This window comes from Streptomyces sp. NPDC052023, assembly GCF_044548465.1.
Lineage (GTDB): Bacteria > Actinomycetota > Actinomycetes > Streptomycetales > Streptomycetaceae > Streptomyces.
The window spans coordinates 146224-166747 of record NZ_JBIUBW010000008.1 but is presented as its reverse complement, the minus strand read 5'-3'; the positions used below and the strand labels follow the sequence as shown (position 1 = coordinate 166747).

At 69.6% G+C, this 20524-nt stretch carries 16 protein-coding genes; 5 read left to right on the top strand and 11 right to left on the bottom strand.

The window, feature by feature from the left end; all coding sequences use genetic code 11:
- The first annotated feature begins 11 nt into the window (after nt 1–11).
- Nucleotides 12–371, top strand: a complete 360-nt coding sequence (locus tag ACIHCM_RS18815) for a VOC family protein (RefSeq protein ID WP_399896869.1) — start codon at nt 12–14, stop codon at nt 369–371.
- Between the two features lie 3 nt (nt 372–374).
- Here the strand turns inward: ACIHCM_RS18815 and ACIHCM_RS18810 are convergent, their stop codons facing one another.
- Nucleotides 375–824, bottom strand: coding sequence for a hypothetical protein (locus ACIHCM_RS18810; RefSeq protein ID WP_399896866.1), 450 nt, complete (start codon nt 822–824; stop codon nt 375–377).
- Between the two features lie 246 nt (nt 825–1070).
- Between ACIHCM_RS18810 and ACIHCM_RS18805 the strand changes: the two genes are divergently transcribed.
- The gene (locus ACIHCM_RS18805) at nt 1071–2018 is read left to right on the top strand and encodes a GlxA family transcriptional regulator (protein WP_399896863.1); all 948 of its coding nucleotides are present in this window, start codon (nt 1071–1073) and stop codon (nt 2016–2018) included.
- A gap of 21 nt (nt 2019–2039) precedes the next feature.
- Here the strand turns inward: ACIHCM_RS18805 and ACIHCM_RS18800 are convergent, their stop codons facing one another.
- The gene (locus tag ACIHCM_RS18800; protein WP_399896860.1) at nt 2040–2342 is read right to left on the bottom strand and encodes a hypothetical protein; all 303 of its coding nucleotides are present in this window, start codon (nt 2340–2342) and stop codon (nt 2040–2042) included.
- A 159-nt stretch (nt 2343–2501) separates the two neighbouring features.
- Here ACIHCM_RS18800 and ACIHCM_RS18795 point away from each other — a divergent pair, with 159 nt between their 5' ends.
- Nucleotides 2502–2921 carry an Hsp20/alpha crystallin family protein gene (locus tag ACIHCM_RS18795; RefSeq protein ID WP_399896857.1) on the top strand — a complete coding sequence of 140 codons (420 nt, stop codon included), beginning with the start codon at nt 2502–2504 and terminating at the stop codon, nt 2919–2921.
- Between the two features lie 114 nt (nt 2922–3035).
- Entirely contained in the window at nt 3036–3482 is a 447-nt protein-coding gene (locus ACIHCM_RS18790; protein ID WP_399896854.1) for a DUF2267 domain-containing protein, read from the top strand.
- 88 nt (nt 3483–3570) lie between these two features.
- Here ACIHCM_RS18790 and ACIHCM_RS18785 read toward each other — a convergent pair whose 3' ends face one another.
- From ACIHCM_RS18785 to ACIHCM_RS18765, 5 genes are all read right to left on the bottom strand, one after another.
- Nucleotides 3571–4164, bottom strand: coding sequence for an NAD(P)H-dependent oxidoreductase (locus tag ACIHCM_RS18785; RefSeq protein ID WP_399896851.1), 594 nt, complete (start codon nt 4162–4164; stop codon nt 3571–3573).
- Between the two features lie 145 nt (nt 4165–4309).
- Nucleotides 4310–5623, bottom strand: coding sequence for a vanadium-dependent haloperoxidase (locus ACIHCM_RS18780; RefSeq protein ID WP_399896848.1), 1314 nt, complete (start codon nt 5621–5623; stop codon nt 4310–4312).
- Nucleotides 5624–6039: 416 nt separating this feature from the next.
- Entirely contained in the window at nt 6040–6375 is a 336-nt protein-coding gene (locus ACIHCM_RS18775; protein ID WP_399896845.1) for a hypothetical protein, read from the bottom strand.
- A 39-nt stretch (nt 6376–6414) separates the two neighbouring features.
- Nucleotides 6415–6633 (bottom strand): DUF397 domain-containing protein, encoded by a 219-nt coding sequence (locus tag ACIHCM_RS18770; RefSeq protein ID WP_399896842.1) that lies wholly within the window; start codon nt 6631–6633, stop codon nt 6415–6417.
- Complete coding sequence (locus ACIHCM_RS18765; protein WP_399896839.1) at nt 6630–7478, bottom strand: helix-turn-helix domain-containing protein; 849 nt, start codon at nt 7476–7478, stop codon at nt 6630–6632. The genes ACIHCM_RS18770 and ACIHCM_RS18765 overlap by 4 nt, the downstream gene beginning before the upstream one ends.
- 225 nt (nt 7479–7703) lie before the next feature.
- Between ACIHCM_RS18765 and ACIHCM_RS18760 the strand changes: the two genes are divergently transcribed.
- Complete coding sequence (locus ACIHCM_RS18760; protein ID WP_399897183.1) at nt 7704–8303, top strand: ATP-binding protein; 600 nt, start codon at nt 7704–7706, stop codon at nt 8301–8303.
- A gap of 260 nt (nt 8304–8563) precedes the next feature.
- Here the strand turns inward: ACIHCM_RS18760 and drmB are convergent, their stop codons facing one another.
- The 4 genes from drmB to ACIHCM_RS18740 are packed head-to-tail and all read right to left on the bottom strand — an operon-like array spanning nt 8564 to nt 20344.
- A complete protein-coding gene (gene drmB, locus ACIHCM_RS18755) occupies nt 8564–10432 on the bottom strand; it encodes a DrmB family protein (protein WP_399896836.1) in 1869 nt (622 codons plus the stop codon).
- Nucleotides 10429–13674 carry a helicase-related protein gene (locus ACIHCM_RS18750; protein ID WP_399896833.1) on the bottom strand — a complete coding sequence of 1082 codons (3246 nt, stop codon included), beginning with the start codon at nt 13672–13674 and terminating at the stop codon, nt 10429–10431. Before ACIHCM_RS18750 ends, drmB begins: the two co-directional genes overlap by 4 nt.
- Nucleotides 13671–15584 carry a UvrD-helicase domain-containing protein gene (locus tag ACIHCM_RS18745; RefSeq protein ID WP_399896830.1) on the bottom strand — a complete coding sequence of 638 codons (1914 nt, stop codon included), beginning with the start codon at nt 15582–15584 and terminating at the stop codon, nt 13671–13673. Before ACIHCM_RS18745 ends, ACIHCM_RS18750 begins: the two co-directional genes overlap by 4 nt.
- Nucleotides 15581–20344: a DEAD/DEAH box helicase gene (locus ACIHCM_RS18740; RefSeq protein WP_399896828.1), complete on the bottom strand. Its 4764-nt coding sequence runs from the start codon at nt 20342–20344 to the stop codon at nt 15581–15583. The genes ACIHCM_RS18745 and ACIHCM_RS18740 overlap by 4 nt, the downstream gene beginning before the upstream one ends.
- Nucleotides 20345–20524 lie beyond the last annotated feature (180 nt).

Sequence of the window (20524 nt, the reverse complement as noted above, 5' to 3'; positions counted from 1 at the left end):
GAGTCGAAGCCATGGCCGTCCGCAGAATCGTCCCCGACTGCCAGGTGCCGTCCGAGGCCGCGATGGAGGGCAACCGGGACTTCTACGGCCTGCTCGGCCTGGAGGAGGTCATGAACCTGGGCTGGGTGATGACGCTGGCGTCCCCCGCGAACCCCACCGCCCAGCTCATCTTCCTCACCGAGGAACGGACCGCGCCCGTCGTCCCCGACCTGAGCGTGGAGGTCGAGGACGTCGACGCGGTGTACGCGCGCGTGCTTGCCTCGGGCGCGGAAGTCGTACGCGAACTGCGGGACGAGGAGTGGGGCGTACGGCGTTTCTTCGTACGGGACCCGAACGGGCGCGTGGTGAACGTGCTCACGCACCGGCGATAGGGCTCACGCGCCGGTCGTCGACCCCGGGCGGACGATCATCAGCACCGTCACCACCGCCCACAGCAGGTTGAAGATCCCGGTGAACATGGCCAGTCGCACGGTCGCCTCCCGCGTGCCGCCGCCCTCCACGAGGGCTCCCTGACGGGGCAGCACCAGGGCGACGAGCACGATCGCGGCCACGGCGGTCAGCACGATGGACACGATCAGCCAGGCGTCGCCGAGCACCCCCATGGCGCCCGCCGTGGCGAACCCGAACACGGGCACGACCACGCCGACGGTGGCGTAGACCCGGCAGATGCGGTGCAGCAACTGGACCGTCCCGGTGGCCTTCGGGTCGTCGGGCGCGGCCATCGCCCGGCGCGCGGCGGGCGGGAACATGCTCGCGGCGACGGTGACGGGGCCGATGGCGACGATCGCGGCGAGGACGTGGACGGCGAGAAGGAACTTGGTCACGGGCGTCGACGCTATGGGGGCGATGGATCACGGGGAAGTGGCGATAGTGACAGGCTTCGACGGATTCTCGCCAGGGGCTGGGCCGGGGGTCCGGTGAGGGCTGGGCAGGGCTCTTCGTGGCCGCTGCGGCCCAGGTCGGGGTCGGGGACTGACCGAAGGCGGGTGGGCGGTGGCTGACCGAAGGCGGGTCGGCGGCTGAGCGAAGGGCCGGTTGGCGAAACTCCGTCGTATGCCTACGATCTCGCCATGCACACCGTGGCCGTACTGGCGCTGGACGGCGTCATCCCCTTCGACCTCGCCGCCCCGATCGACGCCTTCGGCTGGGCCCGTCTGCCGGACGGCCGTGAGGCCTACCGGGTGCGGGTCTGCGCGGAGCGGGAGGAGGTGAACGCGGGGGCGTTCACCGTGCGGGCGCCGTACGGCCTCGCGGCGCTGGCGGAGGCCGACACGATCATCCTGCCCGGCGTCGGGGACCCGCCGCCGACGCTGCCGCCCGCCGTCACCGAAGCCCTGCGCGAGGCGGCCGCGGGCGGCACGCGCATCGCGTCGATCTGCGTCGGCGCGTTCCTCTTCGCGGCGACGGGCCTGCTGGACGGCCTGCGCGCCACGACGCACTGGATCGCGGCGGCGGATCTGGCCCGGCGGTACCCGAAGGTGACCGTCGATCCGAACGTCCTCTACGTCGACAACGGCCAGTTCCTGACGTCGGCGGGCGCCGCCGCGGCGATGGACATGTGCCTGCACATGGTCCGCAAGGACCACGGCTCGGCGGTCGCCGCTCATGCCGCCCGGATGTCGGTCATGCCGCTGGAACGTGAGGGCGGCCAGGCCCAGTTCATCGTCCACGACCAGCCCCCGGCCCCGGCGGGCGCCACGCTGGAGCCCCTGCTGGCCTGGCTGGAGGACCACTGCGACCGGGATCTGACGCTGGACGAGGTCGCGACGCGGGCCGGGATGAGCACGCGTACGCTCAACCGGCGCTTCCGGGAGCAGACGGGGACGACGCCGTTGCAGTGGCTGCACCGGGCGCGGGTGCGGCGCGCCCAGTACCTGCTGGAGACGACGTCGTATCCGGTCGAACGCATCGCGGCCCAGGCCGGCTTCGGCTCGCCCACGGCCTTCCGGGAGCGCTTCCGGCGGGTGGTCGGGACGAGTCCGCAGGGGTACCGCCGGGCGTTCAGGCCGCAGGCGTAGCCGCCCTGCGGCGCGCGAGGCTCACGCCCGCCGGTCGGCGACCGCCCAGGACGCGAGGGCGACGGCCCCCGCCACCCCGAACACGGCGGGCCAGGCGCCCACCTTCTTGGCCAGCGGGTGCGACCCGGCGAAGGCGGCGACGTATGCGGCGCCCAGCGCCCCGGCGGCCTTCCCGCCGGCCCGCCGCCGCCACTGCTGGGCGGCGGCCGCCCCGGCGGCGGCGAGTACGACCCCGCCGAGCTGCCGCTGCCCGGTCCAGCGTGCGACGCCGTACCCGCCGACGAGCCCGCTCGCGGCGACGAGTGCGCTGGGAACCCTGGCCATGTCCTGCCTCCTCAATACGGCCCCTACCTGCTGTGAGACTAACGCTCATACTCACCGAAGCAGCGAACCTGAGTCGGGACTTGTCAACTTTCCTCGGGCGAGCTATATAAGAAGCCGTAGGGCATCGCACCCAGCCTCTTCCGAAAGGAGTGACCCGTGATGCTCATGCGCACCGACCCGTTCCGCGAATTCGACCGCCTCGCGCAGCAGGTCTTCGGCCCCACCCGTCCGGCCGCCATGCCGATGGACGCCTACCGGTCCGGGGACGACTTCGTCGTCCACTTCGACCTGCCCGGCATCGACCCCGAGACGATCGAGCTGGACGTCGAACGCAACGTCCTGAACGTCCGCGCCGAGCGCCGCGTCCCCGCCCCCCAGGGCGCGGAGATGATCGTCGCCGAACGCCCCACGGGTACCTTCACCCGCCAGCTCTTCCTCGGCGACACCCTCGACACGGACCGCATCGACGCCTCGTACGAGGCCGGTGTCCTCACGCTGCGCATCCCCGTGGCGGAGGCGGCCAAGCCGCGCCGCATCCAGATCACCGGCGGCGACAGCCGCAGGCAGCTCAGCACCTGAGCGCGGCACCCGACGGTAAGCGTCCCGCAGGCACCGCACCCCGCCTGCGGGACGCCCCCGCGCCCACCTGGACTCTTCGACCGACCTGGCCCACCTGGAGGAGAACGCCGCACGATGACCGCACCCACGATGCCGCCCCTGACGACCACGCCGGCCCGCACCGTGACCTGGACGGAGCTGATCACGGCCGTACAGAGGGCGGGGCAGTACCCGACGCGGACCGAGGCGGAGCGCATCACCCGTACCGTCCTGTCCGCCCTCGGCCGCCACGTCACGGGCGACGAACGAGTGGCCCTGGCCCAGGCCCTCCCGGAGGAGGCGGCACGGGCCATCGCCTCCGAGATCCCGGCGCCCCACCCGCTCACCGCCCCGGAGTTCGTCGAGGCGGTGGCCGACCGCACGGCGGGCGCCACCCCGGCCACGGCCCGCTGGGACGTCAGCTCGGTCCTCGGCGTCCTGCCGCCGCTGCTCGGCGAGACCCTGGTGGACGACGTCCTACGTCAACTCCCGCAGGGCTACGCCCTGTTGTTCGGCCGTGCGGAGCTGGTACCGAGGCCGTAGGACCCTGCCGGCGGCCACCCGGGTGCGGTGGCCGTCAGCCGGCCACCTGGCCGCAGCCCCGGCCCGGTCCCGACGGCCCGCACGACGTTCACCCGACGAGTGCGGCGGCTTCCCGCCGAGCCCGCGCCAGCCATTCGGCCCGCACGCCCTCGCTCGAGTCGCTGACGGTACGGAACACCACACGACGCACGTCTGGCACTCCGACGTACGGCAGCACACAGGCCGCCCAGATCCGCTCCAACGGGTCCCCGAACGCACTGGCCTCCCGCTCGGCGGGAGTGTCGGACGTGTTCAGCACAAGCGCCCGCCCGGCCCGCATCAGCCCCACGGGCTCGTTCTCCGCGGCCGCCAACTTGTAGGCAACACCGGGCGCGAGCACCCGCTGCACCCACCCGACCAGCACGGCGGGCGGCATGCCCCACCAGTTGGGATGCACGAACACCAGGGCATCGAGCGTGCCGACCTCACGCCGGTGCGCCGCGACCCGAGGATCCCCCGCCTGTGCGGCTGCCTGCACGGTCTCGGTCTCCTCCGCGTCCAGCAAGGCCGGAAAACCCTCAGCGCAGAGATCATGCGCGACGACGTCACACCCCCGCCCGCGCAACTCCTCCACGACGGCCCCGAAGAGAGCGTGGTTGAGACTCCCGACCCGCGGATGCGCGAGATACACCCCGATACGCATGACTTGGCTCCCCCCAACTGGCACTGCCCGCTGGGAAATCATGACAGAGCACCCCATGGGGACAGACCGTCGGCGGGTGCACGCCTCGGCACGTACCCGCCGACAGTCCTGGTCGCCGCCTCACTGGTGGGAAAGTTTCAGAGCATCAGCGCGTACCGGTCTGCGGGCACGCGGACCGTGCCGTCGGCGAGGCCTGGGCGTGCGAAGAACGCAGCGGCCGGAAGTAGTGGGTGACCGCCCAGACGCCGATGCGGCTGCCGGCCCGGCACCCGGCCACGTCCGCGGAGCGGAAGTGGATCCCCGCCCAGACACGGGCGTCGATCATGTCCTCGTTGAGCCGGTGGGCGTGGTCGTAGTGCCGTGTCGTGCCGGTGGCCTCGGAGAAGAAGGTGAGGTCGAGGCGAAGGGTGCCGAGCAGTCCGCTCAGGGTCTGGGTCACGGCGCCTGCGACCGCGGCATGGCCGCTGACGTAGTCGGGGTGCGGTGGTGTGACGAGCAGCGGCTGCCACTGCGGGTCGGCCGCAGTCGCGGGGTTGCCGTCGGTGTGGGCGAGGTGGATGGCGGTGATCGGCCGCCAGCGTCCGTAGTGGAGTTTGGCGTCCCATGAGGCGACGACGGCGTCGGTGGCCGACGTGTTCGCCGCGGCGAACAGCCGTGCCGTCTCGGCGATCCCCAGGCGGTGCCGAGCCGTGTAGTCCCGGAGCGCCGCCTGGACCTGCACCGCCAGATTGCCGCCGAAGAACAGGGCGGTCTCGGTCTGGAACGCGGTGCGGGACGACCCGGTCCTCGCTCCCATGGCCTTCACCTCGTGCACGTCCCGGGCATAGCGGGCCGAGGACAGTGCGGGCGGGGGGCCAGGACGGACCTGGGTCGGGGACTTGAGCAGCATCGGGCGCAGCCTGCCGAGCCAGGGATCGATGAAGGGCTGGTGGCCGGGTGGGGTGGGCCGCCAGACGCCGGGCGCGGGCGGGGCGGTGAACTGCACTGGTGCACCCCGGCCGTCGCCTTCGCGCAGATCGATGAGGTGCTCGGCGGCCCGCTCCCCGAAGGCCACGCCCTGCGTCCTGGCGCTGCCCGCGGGAATCCTGGCGAGGGACTCGGCGTAGGCGGCGTCGAGCGGCGCCTGAGAGGCGGGGAAATAGGTGACCAGCACCCGGTGGGCCGCGGCCACGGCGGCCGCCTCGGGCGACGCGCCGGAGGGACCGCGCACCCGCCACTTGTACGGGGCGTAGTCGCCCCGGATGCCGACCACGGCGTTGTAGACGGCGGCCGAGACGAACCCGTGCCAGATGACTACCTGGCCTGAGGGGCGGGTGGCGCCGAGGTTGGCGCTGATGGTGTCGGTGGCGATCGCGTTCCATTCACGGATCGCGTCGGGGTCCGCCGCGGGCAGCGCGTGGCTGCCGGCGGTGGCTGGGGGACCGTTCAGGACGGTGACGAGGAGAAGGAGGAGTGACATGACGGCGCCTACGGCAGCCGGTCTGCTCGAAGTGGAAGCATGCATGACCGGCGTAACCGTGACACGCGCGGATAGTCACGCGGATGCGGTTCCCCGGTGCTGACGCCGCGCACCCGGCCCGCCGGGGAGGAGACCGGCGCCAACCGTACGGGCCCGGCGGGGCCGGGACAGGCCCCCGACACCGGGAAAGGTCCCCGACCTGGAGGAAACGGGCGGGGAGCCCCGCTCGTCCTCCCGTCACGGCCACGGCCGCGGCGCACACCGGGGGCGGTCGTCCTTACCCCTCATGCTGTACGCGCGCGGCAGCCTGCTCAGGCTCCGCTTTCTGGAGGGGGTCGCCTCCGGTCAGTTCACGGGACCTCAGGGAGTCAGCTCGGATCGATCGCCGTGTACGGAGCACGAGTGGCCCCACGGCTTCACGCAGGGCGGCGAGGATCCTGGTCCTGGGCCGGGTGGGGTTCTTGCCCAGACGGACCGGACGGCCGTAGCGGCGCCCCCGACTCCTCGTCCACCAAGCCGACCAGAAGGTGCCCGGCCGTGCGGGCGGCTTCTTCCAGCGCGGCACGGACGGCCCTGGTGACCAGTTCCAGCCGGGTCAGGTCGCGTACCGCGGCCAGGACGTGGGTGGAGTCGGTGCGCTGGGTGGTGCGCTCGCGTACGCGTCCGGCCTCCTTCAGGCGCGCGAGCGCAAGGTCGAGGAGACGGTCGGCGCGGTCGTCTTGGGCGATGCGCTCGCGGAAGTCGGCCAGCACACTTAAGACTGCGAGCGGGCTCGGCTCAGGCAAGGCAGATCACCTCTGAGAGAGGCTCTCGCTCTTCAAGGCGCGCACGAAGCAGGTCCACGTTTCGTGTCCCACCGTGACCACGGAACGCTCAGCCCTCTTGGAATCGCGTACAAGAGCGTCTGCATCAGTCAGCGCGCACTCCACGCACTCACCTCCGGCACCGTTGCTGTACGACGACTTGAACCACACCGGACGGCCATCGTTACGCGACTTCGCACTGCTCATCCTGCGTATTCCTTCAGAACGGACTTGATCAGCTGGGCGGACCGCTGTGGACTCAGAGCCGCGGCCCGCAAGCCGTCGAATGCCCTTGCGTACTCACGAACATGATGCTCGCCCTCCAGGTAAACGGCATCTGTGATTCCGTCGCGGTACACCAGTTCCGGGTCTTCCCGAGCAGGGAAGCCGAGCATGGTGAACGAGCCCGTGGCCGGATAGGTGCCCGAGTCGAAGGCAAGCACCTGCACCGTGACACTCGGCAACTCCGCTGCATCCAAGACGCGTTCGAGTTGGTCCCGCATCAGTGACCGATCGCCGATGACGTTGCGCACAGCAGCTTCATTCACGATGAACCACGTATCGGGAGCATCTGGTCCCGTGAGCATGGCCTGGCGCTCCAGGCGCACACGCACGGCTCTGTCGATGTCCTGAGCGGACATGTGCGCGCCGGTCGTGTGGAGTTCGCGGGCGTACGCCCCGATTTGCATGAGGCCGGGAATCAGCTCGCACTGGTACTGGCGGATGGTGGAGGCGTCCTGCTCCAGACCGATGTAGATGTTGAACCACTCGGGAACGCCGGCGCCGTGCACCTGCCACCAACCACGAGTCTTGGCCTGTCGGGCCAGCGACTTGAGGAAGTCGCGCAGTTCGTCACTGGTGCCGTAGAACCGGCACAGGGCGTCGATGTCGGATGGTTGGACCCGGCCGCTCCCCGTCTCCATCCGGTTGACCTTGGAGCCACTCCAGTCCAGAGCCTCGCCGACCTGGGCGCAGGTGAGGGCGCTCTTCTCGCGGAGCTTCTTCAGCTCGATCGAGAGACGGCGACGGCGTGCCGTCGGTGAGCCGGCCATCTCAAACCTCTTTCTCGTAACCGGCGTTCAGTCTCGCGCCAAGGGCTGTGCTTGCCAATCACTCAAACGTGGGAATCCCGTGGTGCACATTGCACGGCGGGATGGGCAGGCCTCATGCTAGCCAGCGATGCAACTCACCGTGAACATTCATGACGCTGAGTTGCTCGCGTCGCGAAGGAGTCATGGGGTGAAAGGGGTCGGCTTTTCGTGATCCAGGAAGCGTGCATGCAGCGAAAGCCGTGGGACGTGGCGTTCACGGCCGAGCCGGAGGAAGTGGCAGCCCTACGTCGCATCATGAAGTTGCACCTGGGGATCTGGGGACTGCACGAAGTCGCCGATGAGGCCCAACTCTGTGTCAGTGAGCTCGTGGCCAACGTCATCACGCACGTTGGCCACGGCACGCCCGCCACGCTGGCGGTCTCCATGAACGACTCCTACCTGCGCATCGAGGTCCACGACCCTGACACCCGGGCTCTGCCCACCCTGGTTCAGGCAGGAGTCGACTGCGAAGGCGGTCGCGGGATGGCCCTTGTCGCAGCGACTGCGGACCGCTGGGGAGTCGAACTGCGAGCCGATCGGAAGGTGACGTGGTGTGAGTTGGCTACGGGCCCTGCCGCCGGCTCTCTGCCCACGGGCAGTCTTGCTTTGCCCGACATGATGAGCGGCGACCCAGGTCCGCTCGGTTTGGCCTTGGTCGAGAAGGCCGCCGTCGACATCATCGCCGGCGTGCTCCACTGGCTACGGGCACATGGCTGTGACCCGGACGAGTTTCTCGACCGGGCACAGACACACTTCGAGGCGGAGACCGAGCCCTGGCTCAGCTGAAGTCGGCACTCCGCGCAGCGCCATGCGGGGAGCGCTAACGCGACTTCCGAGCGGGATCCCATTGCGGCTTCCGCCGAAGTGGAAGCCCGGGTCGGGCCCACACCCAGTGGGGCAGGCCTGAACCGCTGATGCAGCGGCCACACGCCTCACATGAGCTGATGCACAACGTGGCGCGCGGGCCACAGGGCTGCCCTCGCGATATCGCTCCACTACCTCGACGCCTGGACTCCCCGTTGCGGTGCCCGACGGCAGGCCGGATGTCAGTCGTCCAGTATGTGACTGAAGAAGCCCACCTGCGGCTCCTCCGGGGTGCCGATGAGCAGCGCCCGGTCCAGCAGGATGTTGTTGTGCTCGCAGCTCGTCTCGGGGAGCATCGCGCAGGCGTGGCATGCGGCCAGGTTCGCGCCTCCGGTGCCGGAGGAGCGCGACTCGACGCACAGCGGGTCGGCGGAGCACCAGGTGGCACGCCGCAGGGCCGAACGAAGTGCGTCGGCGAGACGAGCGGGCTCGCCCTGGGCCACCACGCCGCCGAGGCTCCCGGCAGAGTCGCTGGTCGCCGTGTAGATGAGGAAGCCGGCCATGGTGGCGTCCGTATAGAGACGCTCGCGCAGAGCCGCGGAGGGGTAACCGGCCTGCAGGCTCCACTCGTTGATCAGCAGGTGCGCCAGGGTGTGCAGCAACACCATGCGAGGTGTGGCGGGTGAGGGGGGTGCCTCAGCGGGGTCGGTTGCGCGTTCCCTCAGCATGCGGTCGTGGTTGGTACGCATGAGTTCCACACGAGCAGCCACTGCGACCGACTCGGCCCACTCGTCCAGCCGGTCCTCGTCGAGACGTACGAAGACGCCCTCGCCGTGCACCTCCATCGCCGGGAGCCAGTCGGTCGGCGTCAGGGACAGGGCGGCCTCGTGGCCCTCGGAACTCGACTCCGGGTCCGCGATGCGGGTGAATGCCTTGAGCGCCCGTACCTCGCGGAGGCGCTTGACCAGCATCGGCCTGTTCACGCCCAATGGAGCGAGAACTGCTGGGTTCGAGGCCGGCGGTTCACAGACGAACTGTTCCTCGCGTCCCTTGTCCCGCAGTGCGTTGCCGGAACTGAGCCGCTCGTACTCCTGCCGGCGGAGCGCCTGGTAGCGGTTCACCACGCCGGTGTCCGAGCCGCCCCCCGAGGTCGGGTCCACTTCCTGCTCGGCCTCCAGAAGTTCCATGACGGCGTCGGCCGAGACCGAGTCGTCGCCCCGGAATGCTCCCTTGAGGTAGATGTCGATCTCCATGCGTGACGAGTACGCGCGGAGGTTCTCCCAGTGGTCCGCCAGCCTGTCGGCGAGACCGTCGCTCCATGGCGGGATGGACAGGGCGGACTTCAGCACCGGCTGCCAGACCGCCGACGAACCGCGCTGGAGCGTACGGGGTGCCTGCGTGCAGAATTCGGCGGGGGCGTCCTTGAGCCAGGGACGCCTGCCCTCACAGCGCACCCCGAGGTCCGTCAAGGCCGAGCGGCGGAAGGCTCCCTCCATGGACACCTCCGGCACGCCGCACGTGCACGAGATGAGGATGGACCGCAACGACGCGCTCTGGCCGGAGAAGCGCATACCGAGCTGCCCGCCGCAGCGTCCGGTCACGCCGTCCTCGCGGTTCTTGCGGTGCAGCCACTTCCAGTAGGGGAAGTCGTCGAGATGCCCGTCCGCGCAGGCCACGACGAATCGAGACGGCACGAGCGGTTCGTCGTCGCAGTCAGTGCAGACGTTCTTGCCGGCGGGCGGGTTGAAGTCCCGCACGTGCTGCAGTGACTGGCACTTCGGGCACGAGTGCCAGAGCGGGAATCGCCGAACGCGCACGCCGTCCTTGCTCGTGTCCTCGGAGGCCGGGGGCAGCCTGAAGTGGCTGACACCCAGGACTCGGGCGAGGCGGTGCTCGTGGATGATCGGAGCTTCGTCCAGGGGCCAGCTCCGGTGGGCGTCGTCGATGCCGGACACAATGAACGACTCGTTGTCGACGGCGATCAGTGCCCCGACGCCGTACGTCGTGATCATCTGCGAGCGGCGGACGGAACCACGGCGGGGAAGCGCCAGGCGGGGTGCGGCCGAGTCGCCGTCGGTGCGTCGGCGGCGACGCGCGGGGGGCGGGGTCATCGGGATGCCTCCAGGAAGAGAGCGGACTCGGCGTCCACGTCGCGCAGGCTCCACAGGGTGGACCAGGGGCCGGCTTTCTCGGACTCGTCGTCGAAGGGGGTGAGCAGTGCGGGGGTGGGATTGCCGCGGCGGGGCTCGTACATCAGTCCGCCGTGACCGATCGCCATGTCCTTCCACCACTGGACGAATTCGTCGAAGCGGTCGGAGGTGTCCTGCAGTTCCTCCGACGCGATCCGCTCGACGCGACGCGTCAGCAGCGGCTTGATCTCGCCGTAGAGGCGGTCCTCGTATGCCTGGATGCGCCCGGCGTCGTCGTTCTCCCGGGCCTCGGGGATGAGGATGCGGGCAAGGGCCACCACAACGGCGTGCAGACCGCGGTAGCGCGACCGGTCGGAGAACGGCGTCACGGAGGTCGACTCCACCTCGCGATACAGCGCCGAATGGAAGTGCAGGAAGTTCTCGTAGTGCGAACGGTCCCGGGAACGAGCCGCGTTGAGCATCACGGCTACCAGGCCCGGATGGGCACGGCCCACACGGCTGGTGGCCTGAATGTACTCGGCCGTGGTCTGGGGCTGACCCATCACGGCCATCAGGCCGAGGCGGTCGACGTCGACACCGACGGCGATCATGTTGGTGGCCAGGAGGACGTCGCGCACGTCGGGGTCCGGGTAGCGCTTCTCGATCTCCTTCAGACGTGCAGGGATCAGACTCGCATCGACACGGCTGGTCAGCTCCGAGTAACGATTGGACGTGCGCACCTTGCTGCCGTCACGTTCGGCAAGGAGCCGAAGGTAGTCCTCGACGTCGTCGTTCACCTGAAGTTCGGCGGCCGAAAGAAGGCGAAGGCTGTTGAAGTAGCCCACCAAGGTCCAGTAGGCGTCCCGGACCTCGTCGCTCGTCTGCGTGCGCATCGCCTGGTGAAGCAGAGCCGCGTACGTGCGGATGAGAAGGGTCGACTGGCTGGTACCGGGAGCGAGCAGGCCCACGTAGCGGCGGCTGGCCTTGGTCTTGCGGTCGGTCTCCACGGCGAACCAGGAGTCCCGGGCATCCAGACCGGCCGGTGGGAACTGCCGTACCTTTCGGTCGAACAGGTTCCGCCCCTGATCGGCCGCGCGGCGGATGGTCGCCGTGGAGGCGATCACCTTCGGCCGGTCGGCGAGGGCGTCGACGGCCGTCTCGTACAGGCCGGTCAGGGTACCCAACGGACCAGAGATCAGGTGAAGTTCGTCCTGGACGATCAGCTCCGGGGGCGGAGTCGCGTCACCGTGGCGGTCCCGATTGAACAGCGCGGCGGTCTGCTTGCGCCACGGCATGGAGGCGAACTTGTCGACCGTGGCGATGACGAGGGTCGGGCGGGCCTTGTAGACGGTCTGGTCCACCAGGTGCACCGGCAGCCCGGAGGCGAAGTCACATTCGAGGCCGGGGCAGCGCACATCCATGCAGACCTCGTCCTGGTCCACCGAGTAGTTGTGGGCGTCCAGTGCAGTGCCGCACCAAGGGCAGGCGTGGAGCTGCACCGGATTCTCCGTCTGCAGGTTCTGTCCGCCACGCAGCTTGAGCAGCTTTTCTGAGGCTGTCTTCAGATCGTTCGGCGTGGCTGACTTACCGACCCACATCCCGATGGAGATGCCCTCGTCGCCCAAGCGGTCGGGGGCGCCCCTACGCATCAGCTCCATGGCGCAGATGAGGATCGTGGCGCGCTCGAACTGCTGGAGGGTGAGCAGGCGCAGCGTGTAGCGCATGAGCACGGTGACGCCGCCGCCATCGGCACCGCGGCGCAGCCGGCGAAGGAACGTGGTGAACGCGATCAGGCCGAGGTATGCCTCGGTCTTGCCACCACCGGTGGGGAACCACAGCAGGTCCGAGATCCCGCGGTCGGGATGGCTCTCGTCGGCGATGCCCCGCAGGCACAGGAGCATGAACGCGATCTGGAACGGCCGCCATCGCTGAGTGGCCAGGTTGGGTGTGCTCGTCCTGCCCGCCTTCACCCAGGCGCTGCGGGCACGCTGCTCCGCCATGGCTCGGTTGGCCAGTCGAAAGGCCTCCATGACCTCCGGTTCGTCCGCCAGGACGTCGATGCCCTCACGCATCCGGCCGAGAGCCTCGCGGCAGGCACGGAGCTGAGCGCGAGCGGCCTCCTCGTACGGGGTTCCGGCGAGAGCGGCGGCCTCCGCGGTCTTGGCCTCGATCCACTGCTCGTAGCCGCTCGCCAGCCCGTGCAACGCGGCGAGCACCTCGGCGTCGGAGCGTTCGGCGAGGCCGAGCATGCCGAGCGCCGAGCTGTCGATCTCAGGGTTGGAGTCGGTCAGCAGCACTTCATGCGTGGGCAGGAACTCGGAGCGGATCTCATCGATCGCAGCACGCTCTATGTCGGTCAGACCGACCGGCGGCGGCGTCCAGTCCCAATGGGCGGAGCAACCATGGCCCACCGCGAAGGTGGGGGCGTGGCGGTGCAGCAGGCGACTCGCGGCCACCTCGATGTCGGCAGCCGACCGACCGGCGGGGCGTTCGACGAAGGCGGACGCGCCGTCGGCTGCCCGGACCCGCAGGCCGGGCTGGAACAGAGCGAAGGCGTCTTGGAGTTCCCGCTCGCCCACGACCTGTGCGTTGATCAGCGTCGCCGTGACGGTGACCGTGCCGGTGGACACGTCCACCGGTCGGACGAGGACGTGCAGCTTCACCTCACCCGGAACGAGATCCGATTCTCGGACTCCGGGCCGTTTGACGTCGACCGGTGTGTCCGGCAGCTCCAGTTCCCGCCGCCGCCAGTGCTCCCGTTGGTCGACCGTGGTCCTTGCCTCCGCGCGCCGGGCGGACATCGGTCGGCCCTGGGCGTCAACCGGGTGGTACACGGCGGCTCGTGCGGAGATCACGATCTCGGCGCTGATCTCGGTGGCCACGGCAAAGGTGAGGCCCATGGCCGAGGGGCGTCGGTCGCCGGAGACGGGCGGCTCGAAGGTGCCAGAGACCTCCTCGGGACTGTCGCCGCTGAGCAGCGGGGCCGCATCGAGTTCCTCCTCCTCGGCTGCGTCCTCCGACAGGCGCCTCCGGGCCTCGCGGTCCGCGGCCCGAGGAAACAGCACACCGATCGGGTAGCGGGTGATAGGGGCGTCCTGCGTGAGGAGCTCGACCGGGTCGTCACCCGCCTCGACGTCCGGTCCGAGAAGCTCGCGGCGCAGCCGGGACACCAGTTCCTCGCGGACCCGGTAGTGCTCGGCGTGCGGGCTGGTCCCGTGCGTCATCCTCGTTCCTCCCCGGCGCGTACGCCGCGTCGATACCTTCCGATTCCGGTGATTCGAGGGGCCATCCACACCCCGTTGCCGCCGAGCCCCGCGTTGGCTCCGGCCGCCGTGCTGCCTGCCACCGTCTCCAGCGTGTCCACCCGCAGGCCGGCGATCTCGGCGGGCCAGGTGACATCCCACGAGCGAGAGATCATCTCCACCGCGTGAAGGTCCCGACGCAGGCGCTCGGAGGCCTCGCCGATGACGCGGTCGCGGTGGACCAAGTCGTACGGCGGGCTCTGGTCCGGGCCCCCGGGGAACGTGTGACGCAACCGCAGCGTCACAGCGTCACCCGGACGGACATGCCCCAACAGGTACGTCTGCGTCTCGACGGCGCCCATGCCCGGGTCGACCGAGCCAGGAGGCTCCTCCCGGTGGATGTCCTGGGGCATGGCCTGGATGCCGTACCGCTCGTACTTCTTCCAACCGCCCAGGTACCACCGGCCGGTGGGGCGGTGGCGCCGTATGCGGGAGGTGTCCGGTGCCGCGACGTGAAACAGGTCCTCGCGGGCCCGGGTCATGGCGACGTAGAGGGCCCGCGCCTCGGCCGGCACGTCGAGATCCTGGTGCACCTTCCGCAGCTCGGCGACGGACGGGGGCGACACCAGCACCACCCGGTCGTACTCCAGGCCCTTGGCCCGGTGCACCGTGGAGACGATCAACCGAGCCGTCTCCGGGTCGCCCAGATCGTCGGGGAAGCGGCCCTCGGCCACCAGCCGTCCGACGGCGGCCACGTCTACGACGCCGCGGCCGGTGCGTCGGGTCGCGGCACGCAATGACCGCCAGCACCGCTGAGGCTCCACGCCCGGAGGCAGCGGTATCTCCGCGAGCAGCTCCAGGAAGCGCTCCTCAGTGAGGGTCAACGACTGGGCAGAGCGCAACAGTTCGGCGACCCAGTACGGCACGGGTCGATCCTGCAGGGAACGTTTCAGTGCATGCTCCACCCCGTGCTCGTGCAGGAGTTCCGAGACGGCGAGCGCCTGACGGTTGTCGCGAGTCAGGATCGCGCAGGTGTCCGGGAACGCCTTCAACGCCTCGAGCGCGAACTCACCGGCCAAGTCACCGAGGTTCGGCAGGTCGAGAAGCCGGTCGCGCAGCTCGGCGTGGAGGCTCGCGGCCGTCGCCTCCTGGCGGTTCCCGGCGACAGCCAGGTTCTGCAGCCGGGATCCGAGAGCGAGAGCGGTGCGGGCTTCGGGGCTCTTGGCCCGGAAGTTCTCAGTCAGACTGAGCTCGACAAGATCGTCGTATGACGCTCGGAGCCAGGCGAAGAACCGGTCCGTCTCCCCGGCGCGTTCGGTCGGGTCGTCGATCTGGAAGCCGTAGATGCCCTGTGCGGAGTCGCCGACCACAGTGAAGCCGCACGAACGCTGGAAGCGATCGAGCAGGGTCTCCACCAAGTCCCTGCGGTCGCCCACGAGGTCCTGCGCCTCGTCGATCACCACATGCGAGGGAGCGCCCAGCTCACCGACCTCCACCGCGCCCCTCTCGATTGCGGCCGTGGCCGCGCGGATGCGTTCGTCGAAGCTGTGGGACGCCCACTCGTCGTCGGGGTAGGCCTGTACGAGCAGCTGGTATGCCCACGAGTCGAAGGTCTGGACCCGCACCCTGCGGGCCCGGTCGCCGTGGCGGGCGATCCGGTCCTGCAGGGTGCGGACGGCCGCGCGGGAGAAGCTCAGGACGACGATGTCACCGGCCTCGAGAGCCTCCTGGGGGTCTTCGTGTCCCACCAAGGCGTCGAGGCGCCGTACGACCGTGTGGGTCTTGCCGGAGCCGGCCCCCGCGGTGACGAGGAGGCGGGTGTCCCAGGGGAGGTCGACGACGGCCTGCTGCTCCTCGGTGAGCGGAGGGCTGTCGCCGTAGGGGTCGGTCACTTGCTGCTCCACAGGTGCTCGAACTGGGTGAAGGCGAGAGCGGTGTCGAAGTTCTGGACGTTGTCGCGGACGTTGAGGATCAGGCAGGTCTCCTTGCCACCGTTGAGGGGGCCGCGCAGGCCGCGCCCGATCATCTGCTGGTACACGTTGGGGCTGTAAACGGGGCGGGCGACTACAACGGCTCGAGTAGCGGGTGCGTCGAAACCCTGCGTGAGGACGCCATAGTTGGTGAGCACACGGGTGCGGCCCGCCCGGAAGTCGTCGATGCGGCGGCGACGGTCGCTGGCCGACGTGGTGGAGTCGACGGCCGAGGCCGTGATGTCCAGGTCGCGCAGCTTCGCAGCCAGGTACTTGGCGTGGTCGACCGACGTGGCGAACACCAGCACTGGCCAGTCCTCCGGCATCTCCGAGATCTCGGCCACGATTCTGGTGCTGCGGTCGTGGTCGTCGGCCAGTCGCTGCTCGGCCGCCCTGGACAGGATGCTCAACTGCTCGGCGCGCTGCTTCTCCTCACGGGTCAAGGTGATCGTGCCGCCTTGGAGAAGGCGGTGCTCTACCTCGGCCAGCACGCCGAGCCGCTGCAACTCGCCGTACGCATCGCCGCCCGCGAAGACACCGTCGTCGAGACGCCGGCCACCGAAGCGATTGATCAGGCGTCGCGTCTCGTCCTGGTTGGTGTTGCGGAACGGCGTCGCGGTGAGGCCCAGCAGGTGACGGTCGGTGCGGGAAGCCGTCAGGCCCAGGTGCGCGAGGATCTCCGTGTACCGAGGCGTGATGGCGGTGTGCGCCTCGTCGACGATGACGAGCGCCGCGTCACGCAGCCAGGCGTAGGCTTCGGCGGCGAGACAGTTGGGCTGCTGGAGCTTGGCGTCCGTGGCGACGACCAGCTGCGGTCGGTCGGTGACGGGGCCTGCCTCGTTCGTCGACCACAACCGGTTGATCGCCAGCGGCGTCTCGGCGCCGACCTTTTCCCACACGAACTTCCAGCTCTGTACGGCCTGTTCGCACAGCTCCTCGGTCTGAGCGATCCACACGATCGGCCCGTCGAGCCGGCCCACCTGTTTCACCCAGCGGATCACCGCCTCGGCCGTGACGCGCGTCTTGCCGGCGCCGGTCGGCAGGGACAGCATGCCGCGCTGCGGGACAATCCGGTCCAGCATGGTGAAGACGTTGGCGGCCAGGCGCTCCTGGTAGTCGTGCAGTCGCGGGAAGTGCCGCGGCCCGTCCACGTCGATCCGGGGTTCCAACGACGGCGCACGGAATCCGGCGAAGGCGTCGGGGAAACGGAGATCCGCCACGAAGGCCACCGCGGTGGAGGCACCGGTGAACGACGACGGGGCATGCGTCGGGTAGAGGCTCTGCAGGTCACGGGCGTGGACCTGCAGAATGCCATCTCCGTGCGCGTTGAACGCCATCTGCGCGATGCGGTAACCCTCGGGCTCGGCTCCGCCGTTCTCCGTGCGCTCACCGTCCATCAGTCCGGCCGGCAGGCGGTCCCGCAGGGTCTCGGCTCCCAGCAACAGCAGGAGCTTGGCCACCACGTCGTCGGCCTCGCGTACGGCCTTCAGCGCGTTCTTGACCTTCTGGTCCTCCTCCTGACGCTGCTGCGCCTCCAGAACCTGTCGGCACCCGGCCTCCCCCATACGCCAGTGAAGTTCACGGTCCACGGCCATCAGGGCCTCGAGCGCGTCGGCGGGCTCGAGCACGAGGATCGTGGACCCCTGCAGGCTGCTGTTCAGCGTCCTGGGACGCATGCCGTTGGGGGTGCGCGTCACCTCTTCGAGAACCTTGCACCGCTGCAGCGTGTACTGGTCCACCTGGGAACCGCCCCGCAGCACCCGCAGCGCGGGATACGCCTCCTTGAGCGGGACCGGCTCGCCCGCGGGCTCGTGCCGCGTCTCACGGCTGATCACGTCCGCGTACGGCAGCATCCCCCATCGCTTGACGAGCAGCGCGGCGTCCTCGGCCGACGCGGCCAGGAGGGCGGGCAGCCCCTCTGCGCGCAACGCGCGGTACTCCTCCTCGGAGGCGGCGACGGCGATCTCGCCGTCGGGCCGCGTGGCCCACTCGTCGCCGATGCGGCACCGGGTGAGCGAGTCGTCGGGGAAGGCCACTTCCAGACGCGTCAGCAGTACGTACGTGTTGCCGACGAAGACGTCGTCCTCGCTGTGCTGAAGCTTTTCCAGGAGTTGGTCCCAGAAGGAGTCGGGAACCTCCTCGACGCTCGCGGCCAGGCGCAGCTTGCGGGCCTTCTCGGCGCTGATGCGGGCGACCGGCAACACGTCGCTGTAGTCCGCGAGTCCGGGCCCGACCGCCTCGTTGACAGGGCGCAGTCCCTGCGAGGTCGGCAACAGGCCGTGCCGCTTGAGCATCCAGCGCATCGGTGAGGCCACGGCCCGACGTGTGCTGACCTGCGCCCCGACCTGCAGCGTCCAATTGTCGACGAGGGCGTCCTCGGGCAGCACCTTCAGGAAGTTGGCCCGGGCCTCGTCCGAGAGCTGGGGCAGCAGGTGCAGGGGTCCACCGATCGCCGCGCCCTCCAGCTTGATTCGGGCGAGGGTGGGGCGGGCGGCCTGGTCGGACAGAGTCGCGCAGTACGCCTTGTGCATGACCTCCCGGTACTGCCCGAACCACGGTTCGCTCTCGGGACGGTGTCCCCCCGTCGGCCGGTCGCGCAACCCCACCTCCCGGAAGAAGGCCATGTCGTCGGAGTGGAACCGGGTGTCCACGGCGACGGAGGGGTCCGATTCGGACGTCACGACCGGACCGGGCAGCAGGCAATCCCGCATCGGCCGGTAGCGCCCGTCCGAGGTGCGCACGTGCAGCGTCGACAGGGTTTCGGGCACGCGCCGGATCACCTCGTGCGAGAGGTGGCTGCTGCCGGCCTGGTGGAACAGCTCCCAGAACCGGGTCCATTCCTGCGGGCCGTACGCGGTGAAGCCCTGGTCCAGGACGCTGACGAAGCGACCGCGGACGTCGGCGTCGCGGACGCCGAGCACGGTCAGGGCGCCCGCCAGCGAGTGGTCGTCGGACAGCGCGGAGTCGACGTACACGAGGGACTCGCGCAGCCCGTCCTGGTCGGTGCGGCGGAACACCTTGCCGGCGACGGGAGCCACCATGCCGTGCTCCTCGGTCAGCACGAACCGTGCGGCGCGGGCCTCGTCCGCGTACGGCGAGTGCGACTGGATCATGTCGGCGACGATACGGACGGCGGTGGCGGACGCCTCCGCCGTGCCGTCGGCAACCAACGCCTCCAACCAGTTCCGCACCGAGGCGCGTCCGCGCTTGGCGGCCTTGAGGATGTGCTCCACCTTGCCGGAGCGCAGGTCCGTGGCCTCCACGGACGGATGCAGCCAGTTCGTGGGCCGGCCGGGGTACGAGTTCCACAGCGTCAGCCAGCGGACCAGCGACTTGTTGTCCTTGCCGAGCGAGGGGTGGATGTTCAGATCGCGCGGCACCTGCAGCCGGCCGTCCTGGTCCGGCAGCGACGGACGATGGGACGTGGCCTCCCAGATCCGCTCGGTGAGATAGAGGTCGGCCCAACTGACCGTCTCCGACTCACGGTCACGGCCGGGAAGCAGCGGGAGATACGCAGCAGGGTCCTCGGCAGGAGCCAGTTCGGGCAGCGACTCGACCACCAGGCGCGCGGCCACACGGATCATCTCCCGGTTGAACGGAGAGGCGTCCAGCAGATTCTGCCGGTCTTCGTTGGTCTTCCAGGCTCCGTTGAGGATTCCGCTCAGCGTCATCTCGTACTTGGTGGGGAAGAACGACCAAAACCTGCCCCGGCCCCTTTGGTACGACAGGAGACCGGACTTGCCGTCCTTCGTGTACTCGGGCACGGCCCACGAGATGTCGAGGGCGACCCGGTCGTGCAACTCGCCGGCACTGGAGCGCGCGGCGGTGGTCGGTTCGTGGGTGAGGGTGAACACCCGCCAGCGGCTCGACGAGGGGTGCCGGCCTGGGCGCTCCTCTCGTACGGTGTGCAGCTCCCGTTCGCGTTCGACGGTGAGGGTGCGGCGTATGACGGGACGGGGGCGGCGGTCCTCCAGGACCACCTTGGCCACGTGTGGCGAGAAGAGCTGGAAGCCGACCGGGAATTCCTCCCGGCCGGTGGCCGACGCCCCGCCGTGCATGTCCTGGCCGAGCCGATCGGCGGCCCCGTCGAGCAGCGGGAGGCGGACAACCGTGGTGGCCCAACCCAGAAGCTCATCGAGCACGGGGTCGGCGGCGCGCCCCGCTGCCTCGTCCAACGGACGGGCCATGCGCAGCACCGGCGCCTCGAACTCCCCACCGAGGCGTGCCGTGACCCCGGGAACGGCACGGATCTGCGCGTACGCCCACTCGCGGTCGAAACCGAACGAGCCTGTGCGGCTGAAGAATTGCGGGGCATCGGTCACGACAAGCACGGATTTCACGCCGACCCCGAAACGTCCGATCTGGCCGCCGCGTTTCCGCGACATGCTCATCCGGAGGATTGTCTCGGCCCCTTCGGGGGTGACCGGCGTTCCCTCGTTGGCACAGTAGAGATGGGTCTCCGTGAGAACGACGTGTGTGCTACCACCGGGCTCGGCGGCGATTTCGTCGGCGGCGTTCTGGACCAGCTCGAAGAGTTGCCGGTCACCGTATCCGCCCTGCGTAATTCGTCTTTCTCCGTTCGCGTGCTCCGGAATGAGGCCGGGATCGACCGCGTAGGTCTGGAGAACGCGGGAGGACTGTTCGATCACGGTCTTGAGCACGGGGGTCAGTTCGGGAGACACAGGGCTCCGATCCTGGGGCGACGACCTGGTGGGCAAGAGGACGAAGAGAGGGCCGCACGGTCGGACGGTGCCGAAGTGACGGTATGTCAGGTACCGAACTCCATGCGGGTGATGACAGTGACGCGGCCTCAGTGGAGACGGTTCCGGAGACGTGCCGCGTTTTCCTGGCGAAACCGAATG

Bases quoted from the DNA above. Each gene is read 5' to 3' on its own strand.
- ACIHCM_RS18760 (WP_399897183.1), top strand. From the start codon at position 7,704: ATGCAGCGAAAGCCGTGGGACGTGGCGTTCACGGCCGAGCCGGAGGAA.
- ACIHCM_RS18800 (WP_399896860.1), bottom strand. From the start codon at position 2,342: ATGGCCAGGGTTCCCAGCGCACTCGTCGCCGCGAGCGGGCTCGTCGGC.
- ACIHCM_RS18805 (WP_399896863.1), top strand. From the start codon at position 1,071: ATGCACACCGTGGCCGTACTGGCGCTGGACGGCGTCATCCCCTTCGAC.
- ACIHCM_RS18780 (WP_399896848.1), bottom strand. From the start codon at position 5,623: ATGTCACTCCTCCTTCTCCTCGTCACCGTCCTGAACGGTCCCCCAGCC.
- ACIHCM_RS18750 (WP_399896833.1), bottom strand. From the start codon at position 13,674: ATGACGCACGGGACCAGCCCGCACGCCGAGCACTACCGGGTCCGCGAG.
- drmB (WP_399896836.1), bottom strand. From the start codon at position 10,432: ATGACCCCGCCCCCCGCGCGTCGCCGCCGACGCACCGACGGCGACTCG.
- ACIHCM_RS18785 (WP_399896851.1), bottom strand. From the start codon at position 4,164: ATGCGTATCGGGGTGTATCTCGCGCATCCGCGGGTCGGGAGTCTCAAC.
- ACIHCM_RS18795 (WP_399896857.1), top strand. From the start codon at position 2,502: ATGCTCATGCGCACCGACCCGTTCCGCGAATTCGACCGCCTCGCGCAG.
- ACIHCM_RS18790 (WP_399896854.1), top strand. From the start codon at position 3,036: ATGACCGCACCCACGATGCCGCCCCTGACGACCACGCCGGCCCGCACC.
- ACIHCM_RS18815 (WP_399896869.1), top strand. From the start codon at position 12: ATGGCCGTCCGCAGAATCGTCCCCGACTGCCAGGTGCCGTCCGAGGCC.
- ACIHCM_RS18770 (WP_399896842.1), bottom strand. From the start codon at position 6,633: ATGAGCAGTGCGAAGTCGCGTAACGATGGCCGTCCGGTGTGGTTCAAG.
- ACIHCM_RS18765 (WP_399896839.1), bottom strand. From the start codon at position 7,478: ATGGCCGGCTCACCGACGGCACGCCGTCGCCGTCTCTCGATCGAGCTG.